At 65.7% G+C, this 18,810-nt stretch carries 20 protein-coding genes; 10 read left to right on the top strand and 10 right to left on the bottom strand.

Annotation, left to right across the window (positions count from 1 at the left end):
* Positions 1–63: 63 nt before the first annotated feature.
* Positions 64–1,812, bottom strand: coding sequence for a ubiquinone-dependent pyruvate dehydrogenase (gene poxB, locus H8S47_RS11915; protein ID WP_187504079.1), 1,749 nt, complete (start codon positions 1,810–1,812; stop codon positions 64–66).
* A gap of 225 nt (positions 1,813–2,037) precedes the next feature.
* Here poxB and H8S47_RS11920 point away from each other — a divergent pair, with 225 nt between their 5' ends.
* The 3 genes from H8S47_RS11920 to H8S47_RS11930 all read left to right on the top strand — a co-directional run bounded on the left by H8S47_RS11920 (position 2,038) and on the right by H8S47_RS11930 (position 6,699).
* Positions 2,038–4,425, top strand: a complete 2,388-nt coding sequence (locus tag H8S47_RS11920; protein ID WP_187504080.1) for a TonB-dependent receptor plug domain-containing protein — start codon at positions 2,038–2,040, stop codon at positions 4,423–4,425.
* Between the two features lie 8 nt (positions 4,426–4,433).
* Positions 4,434–5,672 (top strand): aminotransferase class V-fold PLP-dependent enzyme, encoded by a 1,239-nt coding sequence (locus H8S47_RS11925; protein WP_328805514.1) that lies wholly within the window; start codon positions 4,434–4,436, stop codon positions 5,670–5,672.
* A 67-nt stretch (positions 5,673–5,739) separates the two neighbouring features.
* On the top strand, positions 5,740–6,699 hold the full coding sequence (locus H8S47_RS11930; protein WP_187504082.1) for an NAD(P)H-dependent flavin oxidoreductase: 960 nt from the start codon (positions 5,740–5,742) through the stop codon (positions 6,697–6,699).
* 50 nt (positions 6,700–6,749) lie between these two features.
* On the opposite strand, the gene H8S47_RS11935 is transcribed toward H8S47_RS11930, so the two are convergent.
* Positions 6,750–7,211: a DUF1465 family protein gene (locus H8S47_RS11935; RefSeq protein ID WP_235982817.1), complete on the bottom strand. Its 462-nt coding sequence runs from the start codon at positions 7,209–7,211 to the stop codon at positions 6,750–6,752.
* Positions 7,212–7,321: 110 nt separating this feature from the next.
* On the bottom strand, positions 7,322–7,483 hold the full coding sequence (locus H8S47_RS11940; protein ID WP_214655055.1) for a YdcH family protein: 162 nt from the start codon (positions 7,481–7,483) through the stop codon (positions 7,322–7,324).
* 262 nt (positions 7,484–7,745) lie between these two features.
* On the opposite strand from H8S47_RS11940, the gene H8S47_RS11945 reads away from it, so the two are divergent.
* Positions 7,746–7,901 carry a YdcH family protein gene (locus H8S47_RS11945; RefSeq protein ID WP_187504084.1) on the top strand — a complete coding sequence of 52 codons (156 nt, stop codon included), beginning with the start codon at positions 7,746–7,748 and terminating at the stop codon, positions 7,899–7,901.
* A 100-nt stretch (positions 7,902–8,001) separates the two neighbouring features.
* Here H8S47_RS11945 and H8S47_RS11950 read toward each other — a convergent pair whose 3' ends face one another.
* From H8S47_RS11950 to H8S47_RS11970, 5 genes are all read right to left on the bottom strand, one after another.
* Complete coding sequence (locus H8S47_RS11950; RefSeq protein ID WP_187504085.1) at positions 8,002–8,349, bottom strand: PilZ domain-containing protein; 348 nt, start codon at positions 8,347–8,349, stop codon at positions 8,002–8,004.
* 201 nt (positions 8,350–8,550) lie between these two features.
* Positions 8,551–9,021, bottom strand: a complete 471-nt coding sequence (dksA, locus tag H8S47_RS11955) for an RNA polymerase-binding protein DksA (RefSeq protein ID WP_187504086.1) — start codon at positions 9,019–9,021, stop codon at positions 8,551–8,553.
* 561 nt (positions 9,022–9,582) lie between these two features.
* Positions 9,583–9,888, bottom strand: coding sequence for a hypothetical protein (locus H8S47_RS11960; protein ID WP_187504087.1), 306 nt, complete (start codon positions 9,886–9,888; stop codon positions 9,583–9,585).
* A 114-nt stretch (positions 9,889–10,002) separates the two neighbouring features.
* Entirely contained in the window at positions 10,003–10,296 is a 294-nt protein-coding gene (locus H8S47_RS11965; protein WP_187504088.1) for a hypothetical protein, read from the bottom strand.
* Between the two features lie 90 nt (positions 10,297–10,386).
* Positions 10,387–10,827, bottom strand: a complete 441-nt coding sequence (locus H8S47_RS11970; protein WP_187504089.1) for a host attachment family protein — start codon at positions 10,825–10,827, stop codon at positions 10,387–10,389.
* 103 nt (positions 10,828–10,930) lie between these two features.
* On the opposite strand from H8S47_RS11970, the gene serS reads away from it, so the two are divergent.
* The 5 genes from serS (at position 10,931) to H8S47_RS11995 (ending at position 15,936) form a co-directional block, all read left to right on the top strand.
* Positions 10,931–12,208, top strand: coding sequence for a serine--tRNA ligase (gene serS / locus H8S47_RS11975; protein ID WP_187504090.1), 1,278 nt, complete (start codon positions 10,931–10,933; stop codon positions 12,206–12,208).
* A complete protein-coding gene (gene surE / locus H8S47_RS11980) occupies positions 12,208–12,972 on the top strand; it encodes a 5'/3'-nucleotidase SurE (protein ID WP_187504091.1) in 765 nt (254 codons plus the stop codon). The genes serS and surE overlap by 1 nt, the downstream gene beginning before the upstream one ends.
* A complete protein-coding gene (locus H8S47_RS11985) occupies positions 12,972–14,126 on the top strand; it encodes a M23 family metallopeptidase (RefSeq protein WP_187504099.1) in 1,155 nt (384 codons plus the stop codon). Before surE ends, H8S47_RS11985 begins: the two co-directional genes overlap by 1 nt.
* Positions 14,127–14,288: 162 nt before the next feature.
* Positions 14,289–15,512 carry a tyrosine--tRNA ligase gene (gene tyrS / locus H8S47_RS11990; protein ID WP_187504092.1) on the top strand — a complete coding sequence of 408 codons (1,224 nt, stop codon included), beginning with the start codon at positions 14,289–14,291 and terminating at the stop codon, positions 15,510–15,512.
* A gap of 106 nt (positions 15,513–15,618) precedes the next feature.
* The gene (locus H8S47_RS11995; RefSeq protein WP_187504093.1) at positions 15,619–15,936 is read left to right on the top strand and encodes a PilZ domain-containing protein; all 318 of its coding nucleotides are present in this window, start codon (positions 15,619–15,621) and stop codon (positions 15,934–15,936) included.
* A 2-nt stretch (positions 15,937–15,938) separates the two neighbouring features.
* On the opposite strand, the gene H8S47_RS12000 is transcribed toward H8S47_RS11995, so the two are convergent.
* Positions 15,939–16,379: a DMT family transporter gene (locus H8S47_RS12000; RefSeq protein ID WP_187504094.1), complete on the bottom strand. Its 441-nt coding sequence runs from the start codon at positions 16,377–16,379 to the stop codon at positions 15,939–15,941.
* Between the two features lie 41 nt (positions 16,380–16,420).
* A complete protein-coding gene (gene recG, locus H8S47_RS12005; protein WP_187504095.1) occupies positions 16,421–18,472 on the bottom strand; it encodes an ATP-dependent DNA helicase RecG in 2,052 nt (683 codons plus the stop codon).
* A gap of 73 nt (positions 18,473–18,545) precedes the next feature.
* Between recG and H8S47_RS12010 the strand changes: the two genes are divergently transcribed.
* Positions 18,546–18,810, top strand: a 265-nt coding sequence (locus H8S47_RS12010) for an FAD assembly factor SdhE (protein WP_107955663.1), incomplete at its 3' end; no start/stop codon positions are given.

Here is an 18,810-nt window from a genome sequence, read left to right on the forward strand (position 1 = left end):
GACTGCGAGGCTGATCCCGCATCCGTCGCCCTCACCTCTTCATCGACATCATACGTCTGTTTGTCAGAAGAGTCGCTTGAGCAGACCGGCATTGGTCTTGCCCAGCTCGATCACCTCGTCACCTCGACCGCTGATGATCGCCTTCGCCATATAGAGCGTGAAGCCCTTCATCTGCTCCAGCGTGATCTTGGGCGGCATCGAGAGTTCGGTGCGCGCCGTGACCGCATCGAGCAGCGCTGGCCCTGGATGCGCCAGCACCTCGCGGACGCCGGCTTCGACCTCACCCGGATCGGTGACCCGAACGCCGTGCAGTCCGATCGCCCGCGCCATGGCCGCGAAGTCGGGATTGTCGAGCGTGACGCCGGTTTCTATCAGGCCAGCCGCCTTCATCTCCATCTCGACGAAGCCAAGCGTGCCGTTGTTGAAGACGATGATCTTCACCGGCAAACCCAGCTGGCGCACCGTCAGCAACTCGCCCATCAGCATCGCGAGGCCGCCGTCTCCCGACAGCGTCACCACCTGTCGCGCCGGATAGGCCGCCTGCACGCCGATCGCCTGCGGCAGAGCGTTCGCCATCGAACCGTGGTTGAACGAGCCGATCAACCGACGGCGGCCATTCATCTTGAGGTAGCGCGCCGCCCATACCGTCGGCGTGCCGACATCGCAGGCGAAGACCGCATCGTCCGCCGCCTGCTCGCTGAGGACGCGGGCGACATGCTGCGGATGGATCACGCCGCTGCCGGGCGTACCGTCGGCGAGATCGTCGAGGCCTTTGCGTGCCTCCGCATAATTCTCGCGCGCGGATTGCAGGAAGCTACCGTCTCGCGGAGCGGCCAGCTTCGGAAGCACCGCGGTGATCGTAGCGCCGACATCGCCGACCAAGCCGATATCGATCGATGTCCGCCGCCCGAGATTTTCAGGCAGCAGGTCGATCTGCGCGACCTTCGCCTTTTCGGGATAGAATTGGCGGTAGGGGAAATCGGTGCCGAGCATCAGCAGCACGTCGCAGGCCATCATCGCGTCGTAGCCGCTTGAAAAGCCGATCAGCCCGGTCATGCCGACGTCATAGGGGTTGTCGTATTCGACGAATTCCTTGCCGCCGAGCGCATGGACGACCGGTGCCTGCAACGTTTCCGCAAGCTTAACCAGTTCGGCATGCGCAGTCCGGCACCCCCGACCCGCCAGGATCGTCACCTTGCGCGCATCGTTGAGCAACGCGGCGAGCTCGGCGATCTGCGCCTCGCCCGGCACGGTCACCGGCCGCGACGGCAGCAGCGCCCCGGCCGAGCGCGCGAGCGTGCCGGTGGTCGAACGCAGCGCGACGTCGCCGGGCATCGCGACGACCGAGACGCCGCGGTGGCCGACCGCCGCGCGGATCGCGGTTTCGAGCGTTCGCGGCATCTGGTCGGCGTCGGAGATCGTCTCGCAATATACGCTGCATTCGCGGAACAGCGCCTCGGGCCGTGTCTCCTGGAAATAGTTCGACCCCACCTCCCCGCTCGGCACCTGCGCGGCGATCGCCAGCACCGGCACGCGCGTGCGGTGGCAGTCGTACAGGCCGTTGATGAGGTGCATGTTGCCCGGTCCGCACGAACCGGCGCACACCGCGAGCTTGCCGGTCAATTGCGCCTCGGCGCCAGCAGCGAACGCCGCGGCTTCCTCGTTGCGGACGTGAATCCATTCGATCTTGCCCTGGCGTCGCAAGCTGTCGGTCAGGCCGTTGAGACTGTCGCCGACGACTCCGTAGATCCGTTCGACGCCCGCGAGATGCAGCGTTTCGGCGAACAGGTCGGCGATGATGGTCTTGGACATGGAACGGCTCCGCACGTGAAGGATGCCCCCCCGACCAGCGAGGTGGACGAGGGGCAAACGCATTGCGGTGCGATCGGGATGCACCGAACGTACGACCCTGCGCGACCCCGCTCCTGTGTCCAAAGTCACAAAACTGCATCCGTTCCGTCACGAAGACGCATCACCCGGCGACTAGCGGCTGCGGTGCGAACCGACGGACCCATGTCGGCAAACCCCAGGGGCCTTATGAAATTCATCACCGGCAGCGCGTTGATCGCGCTGATCGCCAGTTCGTCGGCTTTCGCGCAGACGATATTACCACCGGCTGCAGCCGATGCCTCGATCGACACGGTCGCGGAAGACGGCCAGATCGTCGTGACCGGCACGCGCGATCGGTCGCGAACCCAATTCGACACGCTCGCCCCCGTCGACGTCCTGTCGGGTGACGCGGTGCGATCGAGTGTCTCGGGCGACCTGTCGGATACGCTGGCGCAGTTGCTGCCGTCGTTCAACGTCCAGCGCCTGCCCGCCGCCGACGGCCAGGCCTTCGTCCGGCCGGCGACGTTGCGCGGGCTCTCCGCCGACCAGACGCTCGTGCTGGTCAACGGCAAGCGCTATCACCGGTCGGCGCTGCTCGGCACGCGCGGCGCTCAGGCCCCCGATCTGGCCGGCATACCCTCACTGGCGATCAAGCGGATCGAAGTGCTGCGCGACGGCGCGTCGGCGCAATATGGGTCGGATGCGATCGCCGGCGTCGTCAACATCATCCTCGACGACACCGCCGGCATGGAGGCATTCGGCCAGGTCTCGCAATATTACAAAGGCGACGGCAACGAATATCAGACCGGCGCGCGCGGCGGCATCGCGCTCGGCGACCGCGGTGCGATCGTCGTCACCGGCGAATATGATCATTCGGAAGCGACCTCGCGGACCCGCCAGCGGCCCGACGCCATCGCCTTCCAGGCGGCCAACCCGACCCTCGTCGTTCCAAACCCGGTGCAGCGCTGGGGCCAGCCCGACGAGGAGCGTATCCGCGGCGCGATCGACGCGCATTACGCACTCGCCGATGCCGCAACGCTCTATGTGTTCGGCACCGCACAGCAGGGCGAAGGCGTCACCGACTTCAACTGGCGCAATCCCGCCGGCACCGGCAGCGTCTACAATGCCACCAGCGCGTTTCCCGGCTTCTCGTTCCGCAACATCTACCCGGTCGGCTTCACCCCGCGGTTCGGCACCACGTTCAGCGATTACCAGGCCGATGGCGGACTACGCGGCGATCTGAGCGATCGGTTCAGCTACGATCTCTCCGCCGCGGTCGGCCGCAGCCGGATCGCCTACACGCTAAACGAGAGCCTGAACGCATCGCTCGGGCCAGCGAGCCCCACCAGCTTCTATCTCGGCCAGCTCGAACAGCGCGAGTTCAACCTCAACGCCGACTTCGTCTATCGCCTGCCGGTCGGCACCGCACATCCTGTCAACGTCGCGTTCGGCGCGGAGCGGCGGCGCGAAACGTATCAGGTTTCGGCTGGCGACCCGGCGTCCTACGCCATCGGCGCGGGCGCAGCGACGGGCCTCGCGCCCAATTCGAACGGCTTTCCCGGTTTCAGCCCGAGCCTCGCGGGTACGTTCGATCAGACCAGCTATGCCGGCTATGTCGATCTCGAATGGCAACCGGTCGAGATGGTGACGCTCGGTGCCGCGGGTCGCTACGAGGATTTCTCCGCGTTCGGCGACACCTTCAACTACAAATTGTCCGCACGGTTCGAACCGATCAAGGGCATCGCCGCACGCGGAACCTATTCGACCGGTTTCCGCGCACCGACTCCGGCACAGCTCAACACGGCGCAGACCACGCAAGGGCTCGACACCACCACGCTCCAGGTATTCAACCAGGGTCGCCTGTCGCCCAGCGATCCGCTGGCGATCGCGCTCGGCGCCAAGCCGCTGACCCCCGAAACCTCGAAGACTGCAACCGCCGGGCTTACCTTCCAGAGTCGGTTCGGGCTGACCGGCTCGATCGATATCTACCAGATCGACGTCGACAACCGCTTCAGCCAGTCGCAGACGTTCGCGGTGCCGGCGAGTTTCGCCAACCCGCAGCGCTTCACCGCGGTCTCGTACTTCACCAACGACTTCGACACGCGCACCCGCGGGATCGATGCGGTGCTGTCCTATGCGCATCGCGTCGGTCCGGGCCGCGCCAGCCTGAGCCTCGCCTACAACTACAACCAGACCAAGGTTCGCAGCGGCGTCAGCGCGGCGATCCCCAACGATACGCAACGCCGCATTTTCGAGGAGCGCCTCCCCCAGCATAACGGCACCGCGACGATCGGCTACGACATTGGCGCGGTCTCGTTCCTGGCACGCGGCCGCTATTACGGCGCGTGGACCGACGTAACCGGCAACGCGACGGGCGAGTTGTTCCAGCGGTTCGGCTCGATCGCGCTGTTCGACGTATCGGCCAGCTACCGGTTCGACGAGCATTTCACGCTGCGGATCGGCGCTGAGAACGTCGCCAACACCTATCCGGCCGAGGCGACGAACCAGGCGGTCCGCGGTCTGATCTATTCGCGGAATGCGCCCTACGACACCGATGGCGGACAATATTACGCGCGGGTCGGGATGAAGTTCTGATGGTGCAGATCATCGATCGCCGCCTGTTTCTCGCGGGTGCCGCCGCGCTTCCGATCGCGCGAGCCAATGCGTTTCCGGCCAGCGCGGTCGATGACGAACCCTTCTGGAAGGGCGTCGCCGCGCAATACGATTCGACGCGCGAGGTCGTCCATCTCGAGAACGGCAACTGGGGCATGATGGCCCGCCCTGTTCTCGACGCGTACGAGCGAAACGTCGAACGCGTGAACCGCGACACGAGCTATTATACGCGCAGGGGAATGATCGCGGACTGGACCGCCGCACGCGATGGGCTTGCAGCCACCTTGCATGTCCACCGCGACGAGATCGCGTTCACCCGCAACGCCACCGAAGCGCTCAAGGCATTGATCCTGGGCTATAACCGCCTGATCCCGGGCGATGCGGTTCTCTACGCCGATCTTGATTACGACAGCATGCAGGCGTGCATGGACAGTCTCGTGGCACGCCGCGGCGTGTCGGTCGTGCGGATCGCGCTGCCGCAGCCTGCGACCCGCCAGTCGCTGATCGATGCCTATGCCGCGGCAATGGCAGCGAACCCACGTCTCAAACTGATCCTGCTGACGCATCTCAGCCATCGTACCGGCCTGGTCCTGCCGGTACGCGAGATCGCCGCGATGGCGCGCGCGCGCGGGATCGCGACGATCGTCGATGCCGCGCACAGCTGGTGTCAGCTCGATATGACGCTGGCCGATCTCGACTGCGATTATGTCGGTATCAACTGCCACAAATGGCTGGGCGCCCCGCTCGGCGTCGGCGCGATCCATGTCCGCCGCAACGCACTTTCCGCGATCGACCGTGACCCCGCCAATCCTGCGTCGGACCGCGACACGATCCAGGCGCGGATCCATACCGGCACGATCGACTTCGCCGCGCCGCTGACCGTGCCGGCCGCGCTTGCTTTCCAGGCGAAAATCGGCGGCGCGCGCCGCGCCGGTCGGCTGGCCGCCCTCCGCAACCGCTGGGTCGATCAGGTCAAGGACGTGCCCCGCATCGAAATCCTGACACCACACGATCCCGCGCTGCACGGCGGCATCACGTCGTTCCGGATCGCGGGCAAGACCAGCAGCGCGGACAATGTGGCGCTGGCAAAGACACTGCTCGACAGGTTCCGGATCTTCACCGTGCACCGCGACGGACCCGCCGCCGGCTCGTGCGTCCGCGTGACGCCGGCCCTGTTCAATACGATGGCGGACATGGATGCCCTCGCACGTGCCCTGCCGTTGCTGTGATCCGGGCGCTGCACTCTCGGCGACGATACATCTAGCCCGCGCCGCGGAGTTGCGCTAGCAAACGGACATGACCGTACCCGCTATTCTAAAAAATCTGCGACTGCCTGTAATCGGGTCGCCACTCTTCATTATCTCGGGTCCCGAACTGGTGATCGCGCAGTGCAAGGCGGGGATCGTCGGGTCGTTCCCCGCGCTCAACGCCCGGCCGCAGGCGATGCTGGACGAATGGCTGCACCGGATCACCGAGGAACTGAGCGCGCATAACCGCGCCAACCCCGATCGCCCGGCAGCACCCTTCGCGGTGAACCAGATCGTCCACAAGTCCAACGACCGCCTCGAAAGCGACCTGGCGACCTGCGCCAAGTGGCAGGTGCCGATCGTCATCACCTCGCTTGGCGCGCGCGAGGACTTGAACACGGCCGTGCACGGCTGGGGCGGTATCACGCTGCACGACGTGATCGACGACCGGTTCGCGCGCAAGGCGATCGAGAAAGGCGCCGACGGCCTGATCGCCGTCGCGGCAGGCGCCGGTGGTCATGCCGGTCGACTGTCGCCGTTCGCGATCATCCAGGAGATCCGCCAGTGGTTCGACGGCCCGCTCGCCTTGTCCGGATCGATCGCGACCGGCGATGCGGTCCTGGCGGCGCAGGCGATGGGGGCGGACTTCGGCTATATCGGATCGCCGTTCATCGCCACGAGCGAAGCGAATGCGGATCAGGCGTACAAGGACGGCATCGTCGCCGGCCGTGCGTCGGACATCGTCTATTCGAACCTGTTCACCGGCGTGCACGGCAATTACCTGCGTGCCTCGATCGTTGCCGCGGGGATGGACCCCGACGCGTTGCCGGAAGGCGATCTGAAGACGATGGATTTCGGCGGCGGCAACGGATCGAAACCCAAGGCCTGGCGCGATATCTGGGGCTCGGGCCAGGGGATTGGCGCGGTCACGGAGGTCGAGACGGTGGCGCTCCGCGTCGACCGGCTCGAACGCGAGTATCGCGCGGCGAGGGCGCGGCTGGCGCTCTAGGACGAGACGACCCGCCGCTGCCGCCGCCCCCCTTTGGGCGTCACATACGTCTAGAATGCGGTGGCGAGGCGGTTCTGCATCGATAGCGCAGGGCTGACGATCATGCCGGGCGTATCCTGCGCCATATCCAGCCGCGCGACACGCCGATGCAGATCGATACTCGCCTCGACCAGGCGGCGGGCGAGACTCGGGAGGACGTCGATTACGGCTTGATCGGTCGACGGCGCATCGCCCAACCGCCGCCCAGGATCCAGCGCGTCGCTCGCACGCAACTCCCCTGCCCGCACCGCACGCTGCGTCAGGAACCATGCGATCACGTGCATCAGCCGGGTCGTCACCTTGAGCGACTCGCAACTGAAGCTCACCCGAACCGGGGGATCCAGTGCTTCGCGATCCACTCGGCCGGCCTCGTCGAAATAGTCCCGTGCCTCGTCCGCCAGCAGCATCGCTTCGTTATAAAGCGCATCGATCAGGCGGTGCTGCATGAGCAGTTCATGGCTGGTCTGGGTCATCGTCATCGGCGATGCCACACGGACTCGAGGTCCGACAGCGAGGTTAATGCACCGGTAACCGCGCAGTGTCCCGGAATGCGTCAATTTGGCCGCGCGTCGGCGACGCCGTGTCAGGCGATGATATCGGGAATCATCTGGTCTTCGATCATGGCGATCTCATCGCGAAGACGCAGCTTGCGCTTTTTCAAGCGCGCCATCTGCAATTGATCGGGAACGGCGGTCATCGCCAGTGCGGTGATCGCATCGTCGAGGTCGCGGTGCTCGGTCCGCATTGCGTCAAGTCGTATCCTGGCCTGTGCGTCGTCCACCTTGTCCCCCGGTTGATGCCGCTAACCTGACGCCGTACTTAGCAAATGCGGCGGGGCGCGCGAGTGCTAAACCGTCACGGGTCCATTCAAATCGCCGCAATCGAGATCGGAACGGGTCGTCGCTGGAAAAGGCTCGATCATCGATATGATCCATTTCCGATGAAGACATTTCCGTGACTCGGTGGTTTACTCGGTCTCCCAACCCGAATGCAGGAGGTATCCCACCGTGCAGACGACACATCAGACAGCTTTGGAAACCAAGCACGCCGTGCTGGATCGGCGGATCGCCGAGGAGATCCATCGTCCCTTGCCTGACACGGCATTGCTGGCGGGACTCAAAAAACAGAAACTGCGTCTGAAGGAAGAGATCGTCAGCCTGTAACCGGCAATATCTACCGCTCCCCGGCCAAGCTCCGGGGGGCGATTTCATTGCAATTCCGCGACCAACACTGCTCGGGCTTCGGAAAAAAGCCTGCCCAGCCCTAAGCCTGATTGGTCGGTGATTTCCCTGATCCGGACGGTCTCGGCACCTTGTCGGGGTCGATCAGCGAATCGAGCGCGATCCCCATACGGCCTTCGGTGCACCACGCTATCTTGCCGTCGACCTCACCGATGCCCTCCAATTTTATCATGACCGGCGTTCCGACGTCGGCGTCTTCGTCGAGTTCGACCATCAGCCCACCAGCGGACAGATTGCGAACCCGCACTTCCCGAAGACCTGTTTCACGATCAAGGCGAATTTGCGCCGTCAGGACCAAACTGTCGCGTGAACGCTGTCGTTTGCCGCCATCGATATCGGCACCGCTTAAGACGTCGCTTTGCCGCGTCATAGCCGGCCATGTCCCGGACCGACCGACGCCTCATTACGAACGCCCATGCACTGGTCGACGCTGGGGTAGAAGCTGGCCATTCGCATCCTGTACCTCGTCCGTTCGTCGTACTGACAAGCCGTAAAGGCTGATCGGAGACATACAAGTCCGCGCCGGCCAAGTCCGCGTCGGCAAGTCCGCGCCAAACCGAGGACCGGGCTATCAGTCCTCGCGAGATACCTTCTCGTTCCGCTCGTGACGCTCCTGCGCCTCGACCGTCATCGTTGCGATCGGCCGGGCTTCGAGCCGTGCGAGGCTGATCGGCTCGCCCGTCACTTCGCAATAACCGTATTCGCCCTCGTCGATCCGGCGGATCGCCGCCTCGATCTTCGACACGAGCTTGCGTTGCCGGTCACGCGTACGCAGTTCGATGGACCAGTCGGTCTCGCTCGAGGCGCGGTCGGTAAGGTCGGCTTCCCGCAGCGAATCGACCTGGAGTTGCGAGAGCGTTTCCTGCGATTCGCGCAGGATGGCGTCCTTCCAATCCTGTAGCTTTCGGCGGAAATACGCCTGCTGCTTCAGGCTCATGAACGGCTCGTCGGGTTCGGGTCGATACCCGTCGGGCCCCCCGTCGTTCGCCGGGTCGCGATTGAAATTGCCGGTATCGTCCATACGATTCATCACGGTCGCCATACCACTCTCCCTCTGGCCCCGTCGGATCGACCTCGCCGATCTCCAGAAGCCGCCCCCAAATGGTGAAAGCGCCTATAGTCGCACGCTGTTGGGACCACAAGCGACGCGACTTGCGCATCCGCGTCCGTTTTCGACATTTTATAACACTACTACTCACGAAGGTTTCACACCGCCGCACTATCCACGATTCCGTGGTAGCCGGCGACATGGTCCACATTCGTTCGACTTGTGTCCCAGCCCGGCACGTTAAGCTCGGCTTGGGTATCGACCGTCGCATAAATGGTTCATTTACCATTTCGAATATGGTTAATCCGCTTGCGCTTAACGGTTTGTTTTGCAGTTAGTCGGATAGCGGTAAACCAATGCTGCAGGCGGGGATCCGGCAACACAAGGGTGCCGGCAACGAAAGAGTGACGATATGTCGGTGCGGATGGCCTTGGCCAAATTATGCGCGTGCGCGTGTGGAGGTGCCCTGATCGGCGGTGGTGCCGTGCACGTGGCCGAGCGCCCGACGCGAACCGCCAACGCCAAGCGCGTGCTCGTCAAGCGGGTCGTACGTCCTCAGGTCGCAGCAGCGCGACCGCGTGTTCGCCGCGTCACCACCACGACGCGCACAACCTGCGCGCCCACGATCGTTACTGTGGCGGGCGCAACGCCGGTTCCCGCGCCGGTCGGCGAAGGGTTCATCGGTGGCGGCGGTGCCGGCGGCGCGCCGATCGTGGTCGGCGGCAGCGGCGGCTTTTTCGGCGGCGGACTGGGTGGTGGTTTCGGCGGCGGATTCGGCGGCAGCGGCGGATCGGGTGGCAGCATCGTGATCTCGTCCACGTCGAGCGGTGGGTCGACCTCGACCGGCGGTTCCAGCGGCAATGTCTCGTCGGCCTCGGGCGGCTCTAGTGGCGATGTGTCGTCCTCGGGGAGCAGCGCGTCATCGGCCTCCTCAGCGTCTTCGGCATCGTCCGCCAGCAGCGCAAGTTCCTCGGGCTATGGGTCGAGCAGCAAGGGGTGGGGATCGAACGGTGGGTGGAATTCCAACGGTGGCTGGAGCTCCAACGGATCGTCCGGCAGTTCCGCCTCATCGGGCAGCAGCGCCTCGTCAGCCAGTTCGAGCGGATCGAGCGCAAGCAGTGCGAGTAGTGCCAGCAGCGCGAGCAGCGCCAGTTCGAGCGGCAGCACGGGTTCGAGCGGAGGTCCACCTGCGCCTGTTCCTGCGCCCCCGATGATATTGTTGTTCGGTGCGGCAGCAGCAGCCTTGGTGGCGCGCAAGCGTTTTGCCAAGCCAAAGGCGATTGCCGCTTAAGCACTGGAATACCTTAGAAATAAGGCCCCGCCGGATATGCTCCGACGGGGCCTTTTCTGTATCCGTGGTCAGGCGTTCTGGAGCGCCTTCTCGATATCCTTGATCGGATGCCCGGTCAGGTCCTTATCGAGTTCGCCCTTGAGGCGGCTGCTGACTTCCTTGTGGTAATGCTTGCGCAACTCGCCAAGCGTTTTAGGCGGCGCGACGACAATCAGCGAATCATACTTGTTCTTCAGCGCACCCATCTTCAGGAAGTCGGCTGCGTCCGCAGCGAAGCGATCTTCCTCGATCTGGTGGAAATCGGTCGGCTCGACCGAACTCTGTACGCCACCCTGCGGAGACGAGGCGCGGCCCGCGGAGTCGGTCGCTTGGTCGCGGGTGGCCGGATTGTCCTGCTCCTGGGCCTTTTCGACGACAAAATTGGGAAATTCATTGTCTCCCTCGTTGCGCAGGAACAGCATTTTCCGGCCGTCCGCAACAAGCACAACGGAGTTGTGGGGAAGATGCATGCGGGTCTCTCCTTTTCGCTATGCGTACAGGGGGTGAACGCGCCGCGTACCGGGGAGGTTGCGCCGCCTTGCGTACGCCCGCGGCGGTCGGCATAGCCCAGCAATGCACGACATACGCCTGATCCGAGACGATCCCGCCGCCTTCGACGCCGCCCTCGCCAAGCGGGGCGTGGCCTCGCAATCCGCTTCGCTGGTGTCGCTCGACGAGCAGCGCCGCGCGACGATCGCGGAGTCGCAAAGCGCGCAGACGCGGCGCAACGAATTGTCGAAGGCGATCGGCCAAGCCAAGGCGCAGAAGGACGAGGCCAAGGCGCAGTCGCTGATGGCCGAAGTCGCGAGCCTGAAGGAAGCACTGCCGGCACTGGAGGCAGACGAGGCACGGCTGAGTGCCGAACTCGGCGACATGCTGGCCGCGATCCCCAACCTGCCAGCAGGGGACGTACCCGAAGGCGGCGGCGAGGACGATAACGCGCTCGTCCATACCCGCGGCACGCCGACGACCTTCGCCTTCACGGCGGGCGAGCATGATGTGATCGGCCCTGCCCTCGGCCTCGATTTCGAGACGGGCGCGGCGATGTCCGGCGCGCGGTTCACGCTGGTTCGCGGGCCCGCCGCCAAGCTGCAGCGCGCGCTCGGGCAGTTCATGCTGGACCACGTGTCCGAGGCAGGCTTCGAACAGGTTTCGCCGCCGCTGCTCGTCCGCGACGAAGCCGTGTTCGGCACCGGGCAGCTGCCAAAATTCTCGGAAGATCTGTTCCGGACGACCGATGGCCGCTGGCTGATCCCGACAGCCGAGGTGAGCCTCACCAACATCGTTCGCGAGCAGATCCTCAGCGAGGCGGAACTGCCGCTCCGCTTCACCGCGCTGACGCCGTGCTTCCGCTCCGAGGCGGGCGCGGCAGGGCGTGATACGCGCGGCTATATTCGCCAGCACCAGTTCGACAAGGTCGAGATGGTCTCGATCGTCACACCCGACATGTCCGAGGCCGAGCACGAGCGCATGACGGCGTGCGCGGAGGGCGTGCTCGACGCGTTGCAGCTGCCGTTCAGGCGGATGCTCCTATGCACCGGCGATATGGGCTTCACCGCGGCGCGCACCTACGATCTCGAAGTCTGGCTGCCGGGCCAGGCGCGCTATCGTGAGATCAGCAGCGTCTCGACCTGCACCGATTTCCAGGCGCGCCGGATGAACGCACGCTATCGGCCAGAGGGCGAGAAGGGCACGCGGTTCGTCCACACGCTCAATGGCTCCGCGCTCGCGGTCGGCCGGACGCTGGTCGCGGTGCTGGAGAATTACCAGCAAGAGGACGGCTCGGTCGCCGTGCCTGCTGTGCTCCAGCCGTATCTCGGCGGGCTGACCTTGTTGGAGCCCAAGCGCTGATGCGGATTCTGCTGACCAATGACGACGGCTATTATGCGCCCGGCCTCAAGGTGCTAGAGACGATCGCACGGACGCTGTCCGACGATGTCTGGGTGGTCGCACCGGCCGAGGAGCAATCGGGCGCGGGCCATTCCCTGACGCTGTCGCGGCCGATCCGCGTGCGGAAGCATGGCGAAAAGCGGTACGCGGTCGCAGGTACGCCGACCGATGCGGTAATGATGGCGCTCGCCAAGATCATGAAGGATTGCCCGCCTGACCTGATCCTGTCGGGCGTCAATCGCGGCGCCAACCTGGCCGAGGACGTGACCTATTCGGGCACCGTCTCGGCGGCGATGGAAGGGGCACTGGGTGGCATTCGTTCGATCGCACTGAGCCAGATCTACAGCCGCGAAGGCATGGGCGACAGCGTACCGTTCGAGGCCGCGGCGGCTTGGGGCGAGCGCGTGTTGCGTCCGCTGGTCGACGCGCCGCTCGCCCCGCGGACGCTGGTCAACATCAACTTCCCCGCCGGCCCCGCCGACGCGGTGAAGGGCGTCCGCGTGGTCAGTCAGGGACTGCGCGATTACGGGCGATTGCAGATCGTCAGCAACACCGATCCTCGCGGCTATGAATATCACTGGTTCGCGCTCGGCAGGACCGTCGAGACACCCGCACACGCGACCGACCTCGAGGCGACCGCGGACGGGTTCGTGTCGGTGACGCCGCTGCATCTCGACCTGACACATACCGAGTCGCTGGACATGCTCGCCCGGGCCTATCGGTGATGGTGCGTGCGCGGTTCCTGGCGGCGGTAGCGGTGCTGCCGTTGCTCGGGCTTGCCGCGTGCATTCCCCAGGTCGAACGCCCCGCCGGCTATGGACAGCTTGCTCCGGAGAGTCGTCCTCAGCGCCCATACCGAAATCCACCTGCCCAGCGCGATACCCCGCCACCGCGGCAGGGTGAGGCCGCACCGCAGGACCGATCCGATGATCGTCCCGGCCGCGATACCGGCGAAGTGACCACCCTGCCCGCGCCGCGTCCCGCATGGGAGGCACGTCAGGTCCGCGCGGATGCGAAGACGATTCCCGAAACGACCTATGTCGTCCAGCCCGGCGATACGCTGAGCCGTGTCGCCGATCGCAGCGGCGCGAGCCTCGAAGCCATCGCGCGCGCAAACGATCTCGAATCGCCCTATACGATCGACGCAGGCGAGCGGCTGAGCATCCCGGGTGGGCGCTATCACCAGGTCCGGCGCGGCGAGACCGGCATCGCGATCGCCCGCGCCTACGGCGTCGAATGGTCGCGGATTGTCACGGCGAATGCGCTGGTCGAGCCCTATGTGCTGCGCGCCGACCAGCGTGTCCTGATCCCCGACGCACCCGGCGGCGGCAGGCCCAGCGCGTCCGAACGCGCGCAGGCCTTCACGCTCGACATCGACGACATCCTGACCGGCGGCGAGCCCGCGCTGGCGAGCAACCAGGCGCCGGCGAAACCGATCGCGACGCCGCGCCGCGTGCTGCCGTCCAACGCCGTCGTCACCGGCCCGGCGCGGTTGGCGAGTGGCGGGTTCCTGTGGCCGGTCGATGGCCGGGTCGTGAAGCGCTTCGGCCCCGGGGCGAGCGGCGAACGCAACGACGGCATCAAGATCGCGGTGCCGATGTCGACGCCGATCCATGCCGCGGCGGACGGCGTCGTCGCCTATGTCGGCGACGGCATTGCCGCGCTCGGCGGACTGGTGATCATCAAACACGGTGGTGGCTGGACCAGCGTCTACGGCCACGCGTCTAAGCTGCTCGTGCAACGCGGGCAGAGCGTGAAGCGCGGCCAGACGGTCGCGTTGTCGGGCGACACCGGGTTCGCGGATCGCCCGGAACTGCACTTCGAACTGCGCAAGGGACGCACCCCCGTCGACCCGACGTCGCAACTGCCACGAAGCTGATTCCCCCCAGCACCGTACCCAAGCCCCTCATCGTCATCCCAGCGAAAGCTGGGATATCCCTGCTCGAGCCCCGGCACTCGCCCCACAAAGATCCCAGCTTTCGCTGGGATGACCGTTGTGGCCGGGATGACGGACGTCGGACCGCATGCTAGTCGCGCTCGCATGACCTACCAGTCCGACCTGCTCACCACGCTGACCTCGCGCGGCTATGTCCACCAGATGACCGACGCGGCCGCGCTCGATGCGCTCGCCGGCAAGCAGGTCGTGCCCGGCTATATCGGCTTCGATCCGACCGCACCGTCGCTCCACGTCGGCAGCCTCGTGCAGATCATGCTGCTCCGTCGCCTCCAGCAGACCGGGCACAAGCCGATCGTCCTGATGGGCGGCGGCACCGGCAAGATCGGCGACCCGAGCTTCAAGGACGAAGCGCGCAAGCTGCTCGGCGAGGACGGGATCAAGGCCAATGTCGCCTCGATCCGTCGCATCTTCGAACGCTTCCTGACCTTCGGCGACGGGCCGACCGACGCGATCATGCTCGACAATGCCGAGTGGCTCGACGCGCTCGAATACATCCCGTTCCTGCGCGACGTCGGCCAGCATTTCTCGGTCAACCGGATGCTCGCGTTCGACTCCGTGAAGCTCCGCCTCGATCGCGAACAGTCGCTGAGCTTCCTCGAATTCAACTACATGATCCTGCAGGCGTACGACTTCCTCGAACTGTCGCGCCGCGCCGAGTGCCGGTTGCAGATGGGCGGCTCGGACCAATGGGGCAACATCGTCAACGGCATCGAACTCTCGCGCCGGATGGACGGCACCGAGGTGTACGGCGTGACCACCCCGCTGATCACGACTGCGGACGGCGGCAAGATGGGCAAGACGATGTCGGGCGCGGTCTGGCTGCACGAGGACCAGTTGCCGAATTTCGATTACTGGCAGTTCTGGCGCAACACCGACGACCGCGACGTCGGCCGGTTCCTGCGGTTGTTCACCGACCTCCCGCTCGACGAGATCGCCCGGCTGGAGGCGCTGGAAGGCGCCGAAATCAACGCCGCCAAGATCGTTCTTGCCAACGAAGCGACAGCGATGTGCCGCGGCCTCGCCGCCGCCGAACAGGCCGCGGAAACGGCGCGCAAAACCTTCGAGGAGGGCGCTTCGGGCGACTCGCTCCCGAGCTACCCGGTCGCGAGCGGCTCGATCGGCATCGTCGAAGCGCTGGTCGGGCTGGGGTTCGTTGCCTCCAACGGCGAAGCACGACGGAAAATCGCCGAGGGTGCCGTGCGCGTCGATGGCGAGGCCATCAAGGAGCCGACCGCCACGATCGACGTCGCGACATCGGTCCGCCTGAGCCTCGGGAAAAAGCGGCACGGAATGCTAACCCCCTCGTAACGGGCGCAATTTGGTTATGGCAAACATGCTGTTAGGGATGTCCGTTCGCCCGAGGTTCACCGCGAGGCCGTTAAGCCGAAAGTCCTAGAGAACCGAGGAACATCCGATGCGAAACTTTGCCACGGCTGTTCGAGACCATCGCGGCGAGCCACGCGACGAGGTGATGCACCGCACGCATGCGATCGACGGCGACGGGCGCAGCATAAAGCTGGTGCTGGTCAACATGTCCGCGAACGGCCTGATGGCGCGCTGCGAAGGGGCGCCCGCGGCTGGCGACCGACTACGTATCGCCCTCCCGATCCTGGGCGGCGTCGACGCGATCGTGCGCTGGTCGCTGGGCGGGCGGATTGGCTGCGAACTCGAACGGACGATCCCGCTGTCCGACTATTACGTCATGCTCACCGTGATGGTCCGCAATAGCTGAGCTCAGCCGGCGCGGACGAGCAGCACGCCGCCGATCACCAGCACGACACCCGCGACGCGCATAAGGCTGATCGGCTGGGCGGTGAGTCCGAGCAGACCAAACCGGTCGAGCACCAGCGCGGTCACGAGTTGGCTAGCGACCGCGATCGTCAAGGCGGATGCTAGCCCAAGGCGCGGCGATGCATAGGCCAGCGCGGCAACGAAGCATGCGCCGTACAGCCCGCCGAGCCAAGCCCAGCCCGGTGCCCCTTTTAAGGTCGCCGGCATCGTCCGATCGGCCGCCGCCCAGATCGCGAACAGAATAGCAGTCCCCATCGCAAACGAAACGAGCGACGCGAGCCAGACCGAACCGGAAGCCTTGGCCAATGCAGCGTTAGTCGGCGGCTGGACAGCCAGGCCGATGCCGGCGAGCAGGACGATGATGATCGGGAAAAGCGCAGCCATGGGCTCCCCGTGTCTTCCTGCGCGCACTAAAGCAACAGGCCTTACCCCGATCGCAACAACGCGACACCGGCATCGCGGTCGAACAGATAGAGGGCTGTCCTCGCCGCCTGTCCCCGCGGCCCCTCCAGCCCGCCATCGCGGTCGATCAATAGACGCGCGTCATCATGGGCGCATTGCAGCAGGTCGGCCATCATGTCCGGCGTCGCGAGCCGGAACGCCATCTCGCCCGACTGTTTCGTGCCGAGAAGTTCGCCGGCACCGCGGAGGCGCAAATCTTCCTCGGCGATGCGGAAGCCGTCGTTGGTCTCGCGCATCAGGGCTAGGCGTGCGCGCGACGTTTCGCTGAGCGACGACCCGCGCATCAGCAGGCAGATCGACCGCCCGGTGCCGCGCCCTACCCGTCCGCGAAGCTGGTGGAGCTGGGCGAGGCCGAAGCGGTCGGCGTGCTCGATCACGATCAGCGTCGCATTAGGGACGTCGACGCCGACCTCGATCACGGTAGTGGCGACGAGGACGGAGGTGCGGGCAGCGGAGAACTCGGCCATCACCGCGTCCTTTTCCGCGGGTTTCATGCGGCCGTGGACGAGCGCCACCTTGTCGCCGAAGCGGGCGCGGAGCGTCTCGGCGCGCATCTCGGCGGCGGCGAGGTCGCTCTTCTCGCTCTCCTCGACCAGCGGGCACACCCAGTATGCCTGGCCGCCATCCGCCAGATGCCGGCCGAGCGCGTTGACCACGTCGTCGAGCCGGTCCTCGGAGATCACGCGCGTTTCGATCGGTTGGCGGCCGGGCGGCATCTCGTCGAGGCGGCTGACGTCCATCTCGCCATATTGCGCCAGCGTCAGCGTGCGCGGGATCGGCGTCGCGGTCATCGCCAGCAGATGCGGCGGCGCGACACCCTTGGCCTGCAACGTCATGCGTTGCGCGACACCGAAGCGGTGCTGTTCGTCTACCACCACCAGCGCGAGGTCCTTGTAGCCGACCGCATCCTGGAAGATCGCGTGCGTGCCGATCAGGATGTCGATCTCGCCGCTCGCCAGAGCCATCAATATTGCTTCCCGCACGCGCCCCTTGTCGCGGCCGGTGAGCACGCCGATTTCGATCGGCAGTCCGGCGAGCGTCTTGCGCAGCGTCTCGTAATGCTGCCGCGCGAGGATTTCGGTGGGGGCGAGCATCGCCGCCTGCGCGCCGGCCTCGACGGCAATCAGCATCGCCATCGCCGCGACCAAAGTCTTGCCCGATCCGACATCGCCTTGCAGCAGCCGCAGCATCGGCGCGGTCTGCGCGAGATCACCCTCGATCTCGCCGACCGTCCGCGATTGCGCGCCGGTCAGCGTGTAGGGAAGCTTCAGCAGATCGCGCAGACGGCCGTCCCCGTGGAGCGCCCGCCCCCGCCGCTTGCGCGTATCAGCACGGACCAGCGTCATGGCGAGCTGGTTCGCGAAGACCTCGTCATACGCCAGCCGCTCTCTCGCCTTCGCATCCGAAGGGTCGGCGTGGATGCGTTCCAGCGACTCATGCCAGCCGGGCCATTCGCGTTTCGCCTTCAGCCCCGGCTCGATCCACTCGGGCAGGTCCGGCGCGCGCGCGACCGCCTGCGCGGTCAGCGCCGCCAGCCGCCGCGACGTAAGGCCTTCCGACAGCGGATAGATCGGCTCGCGCTCGCGCAACTCCTCGTCCGGCTCGACGATGTCGGGATGGACGATCTGCAATTCCTGGCCGTATTCGTCGAGCCGGCCGGAGATCCGCTTGGCCTCGCCGATCGGGAGCAGCTTCTTCGCCCAGCCCGAACTGCCACCGAAAAAGACTAGGCTCACGTAATTGCCGTGCATGTCGGTCGCCTGCACGCGCGTCGGCCCGCGCCCCGCACTGGTCCGATAGTCGCGCGCGGTCAGCGTGATGGTGATGATCCGCCCGACGTCGCTCGACATCAGCTCGGTGCGCGGCAGGCGATCGACGTAACCGGTCGGCAGATGGAAGGCGACATCGATGACGCGCGCGAGCCCGAGCCGGTCGAGCGGCTTGGCGATCGCGGGTCCCACCCCTTTCAGGACGAGGGTTTCGGCGAACAGCGGATTGAGGATTTCGGGTCGCATGACTATCTGGCCTCTATAGCCCAGCCGACGCCCGCCGCCAGCGGGTCGCCGGCTCTTCGTGTTTGGAGATACGATGGACCACGAGACCCGCCTCAAGCGCCTGGGCTTTCGCAGCTCACACCGCGGCACGCGCGAAGCCGACATGATGATCGGCGGCTTCTTCGCCACCTATGGCCGGACCTGGACGCCCGAGCAGCTCGACTGGTTCGAGGCGCTGCTGGAGGAACAGGATGTCGACATCATGGGCTGGGCGATCGGTTCGATCGTGTGCCCGCCCGAGTGGGACGGGCCGATGATGCAGGCGATGCGCGACATCAACTACGTGACGGTCGTGAAGT

Origin of the sequence: Sphingomonas albertensis (genome assembly GCF_014358075.1) — a bacterium.
GTDB classification, from domain to species: Bacteria; Pseudomonadota; Alphaproteobacteria; order Sphingomonadales; family Sphingomonadaceae; genus Sphingomonas; species Sphingomonas albertensis.